The sequence below is a fragment of the Clavibacter sp. MX14-G9D genome (assembly GCF_032917815.1).
In the GTDB taxonomy this organism is placed as follows: Bacteria; Actinomycetota; Actinomycetes; order Actinomycetales; family Microbacteriaceae; genus Clavibacter; species Clavibacter michiganensis_K.
On sequence record NZ_JAVCVL010000314.1, the window covers coordinates 1 to 2189 of the forward strand.

At 76.7% G+C, this 2189-nt stretch carries 3 protein-coding genes; all 3 read left to right on the forward strand.

Translation table 11 applies throughout. The annotated features are described in order from the left end of the window. Positions 1 to 75: 75 nt before the first annotated feature. Entirely contained in the window at positions 76 to 633 is a 558-nt protein-coding gene (locus Q6969_RS15100; RefSeq protein ID WP_317231178.1) for a septum formation initiator family protein, read from the forward strand. Next, complete coding sequence (locus Q6969_RS15105) at positions 630 to 1145, forward strand: DUF501 domain-containing protein (protein WP_317231179.1); 516 nt, start codon at positions 630 to 632, stop codon at positions 1143 to 1145. The genes Q6969_RS15100 and Q6969_RS15105 overlap by 4 nt, the downstream gene beginning before the upstream one ends. Continuing rightward, the coding region (locus Q6969_RS15110) for a S8 family serine peptidase (RefSeq protein WP_317231180.1) at positions 1142 to 2189 on the forward strand (1048 nt) is incomplete at its 3' end. The genes Q6969_RS15105 and Q6969_RS15110, both read left to right, overlap by 4 nt.

Below are 2189 nucleotides of genomic sequence, written 5' to 3' on the forward strand. Positions count from 1 at the left end.
ACACGCGGCCCGGCGTCCCGCCGCCCCCGTCCGCCGCACGACCCGCCGCCCGACACCGCACCCGAAGGAGGACCGATGGCCCGCTTCCCCGGACTCGACACCCTCCGCGCCCGCCGCTCCGCCCGGCCGCGCACCGAGCGCGTCCCCGTGGCGCTGCCCGACGCCGACGCGCCCGCCGGCAACTGGCTCCGCAGCATGCGCTTCTCCGGCTTCTCGGCGATGGTCCTCGTGCTCCTCGTCCTGACGGTCGTGGTGCTCGCCCCGGGCCTGCGCATCTACCTGGAGCAGCGCGAGCAGCTCAGCAGCCTGCAGAGCGCGGTCGACGCCCAGAAGGGCACCATCGCCGAGCTGCAGGACCAGCGCGCCCGGTACGACGACCCCGCGTTCCTCAAGGCGCAGGTGCGCGACCGCCTCTTCTACGTCATGCCCGGCGAGACGAGCTACCTCGTCCGCGGCCTCCCCGCCGCGTCCGACGACCCGGCCACCACCGCCGACGGCGCGCCCATCAGCGACGACCTGCAGGAGACCCGGCAGGACTGGGTCCAGGCCCTCCTCGGCTCCGCGCTCACCAGCGCCCTCAGCGACACCCCGCCCGACCAGCTCCAGGGATCCGTCCAGGGAGGCGACCAGTGACCCGACCCCCCTTCGACCCGCCCTCCGAGCGCGACGTCCGCGTCGTCTCCGCCCAGCTCGGCCGTCCGGCCCGCGACGTGGTCGGCATCGCCGCGCGCTGCGTCTGCGGCAATCCGACCGTCGTGAGCACCGCGCCCCGCCTGTCCGACGGCACGCCGTTCCCGACGCTCTACTACCTGTGCCACCCGGCGGCCACCGCGGCCATCTCGCACCTCGAGGCCGAGCACGTCATGGCCGAGCTGCAGGACGACCTCGCCGAGGACGAGGGGATGCGCGACGCCTACGCCGCCGCCCACGCGTCCTACCTCGCCGACCGCGACTCGATCCTGGTGGTGCCCGAGCTCGCGGGCGTCTCCGCGGGCGGCATGCCCGTGCGGGTGAAGTGCCTGCACGCGCTGGCCGGCCACGCGCTGGCCGCGGGCCCGGGGGTGAACCCCGTCGGCGACATCGCGCTCGCGCGGGCGTCGTGGTCGCCCGACGTGTGCGAGTGCGCCGACCACGACGCGGCATGACCCCCGCACCCGGCACGCGGGCGCCCGTCGCGTCGCGGCGCCGGCTGGCACGCGCGGTCGCCGTCGGGATCCTGGCCCTCGCCGCCGCCCTGCCCACCGTCACACCGGCCGCCGCCGATCCCGTGCGCGACCGGCAGTACTGGCTGCGCGACTACGGCATCGAGCAGGCGTGGCAGACCACGCGCGGCGAGGGCGTCACGGTGGCCGTCATCGACACCGGCGTCGACTCCTCGGTCGCCGACCTCCGCGGCGCGGTCGTCGGCGGCACGGACGTGTCGGGCGTCGGATCCGCGGACGGCACCCGCCCCGTGGGCGCCTCGAGCGAGCACGGCACCATGGTCGCGTCGCTCCTCGCGGGCCGCGGCACGGGCACGGGCTCGGGCGTCATCGGCGTCGCGCCGGCCGCCGGCCTCCTCAGCGTCTCGGTCGCCCTCGGCGGCCCGACCCCGGGCGCCCGCGACGAGGACGCCCAGATCGCCGACGCGGTCCGCTGGGCCGTCGACAACGGCGCGAGCGTCATCAACATGTCCCTCACCCGGAACTCCCTCGACTGGCCGGAGAGCTGGGACCGCGCCTTCCTCTACGCCTACGAGCACGACGTCGTGGTCGTCGCGGCCGCCGGCAACCGGGGGAGCGGCACGACCGAGGTGGGCGCGCCCGCCACCATCCCGGGCGTGCTCGCGGTCGCGGGCGTCGACCGGTCCGGAGCCGCGAGCTTCGACGCGTCCTCGCAGGGCATCACCATCGCCGTGGCGGCGCCGAGCGAGCAGCTCGTGGGCGTCGAGCCCGGCGGCGGGTACGTCCAGTGGGACGGAACGAGCGGCGCCGCGCCCCTGGTCTCCGGCGTCGTCGCGCTCGTGCGGGCAGCGCACCCGGAGCTCGACGCCGACGACGTGGTCGAGCGGGTCCTCGCGACCGCGCGGCAGGAGGGCCGGCCCGAGATCTACGGCCGCGGCCTCGTCGACGCGGCCGCGGCCGTGAGCGCGCCGGTGGCGCCCGCGAGCGGCAAGCCGCTCGGCGACCTGGAGGAGTGGGTGCGGCTCT

Excerpts from the sequence above, each read along its gene's own strand:
- Q6969_RS15100 (WP_317231178.1), top strand. The coding sequence starts at position 76 with ATGGCCCGCTTCCCCGGACTCGACACCCTCCGCGCCCGCCGCTCCGCC.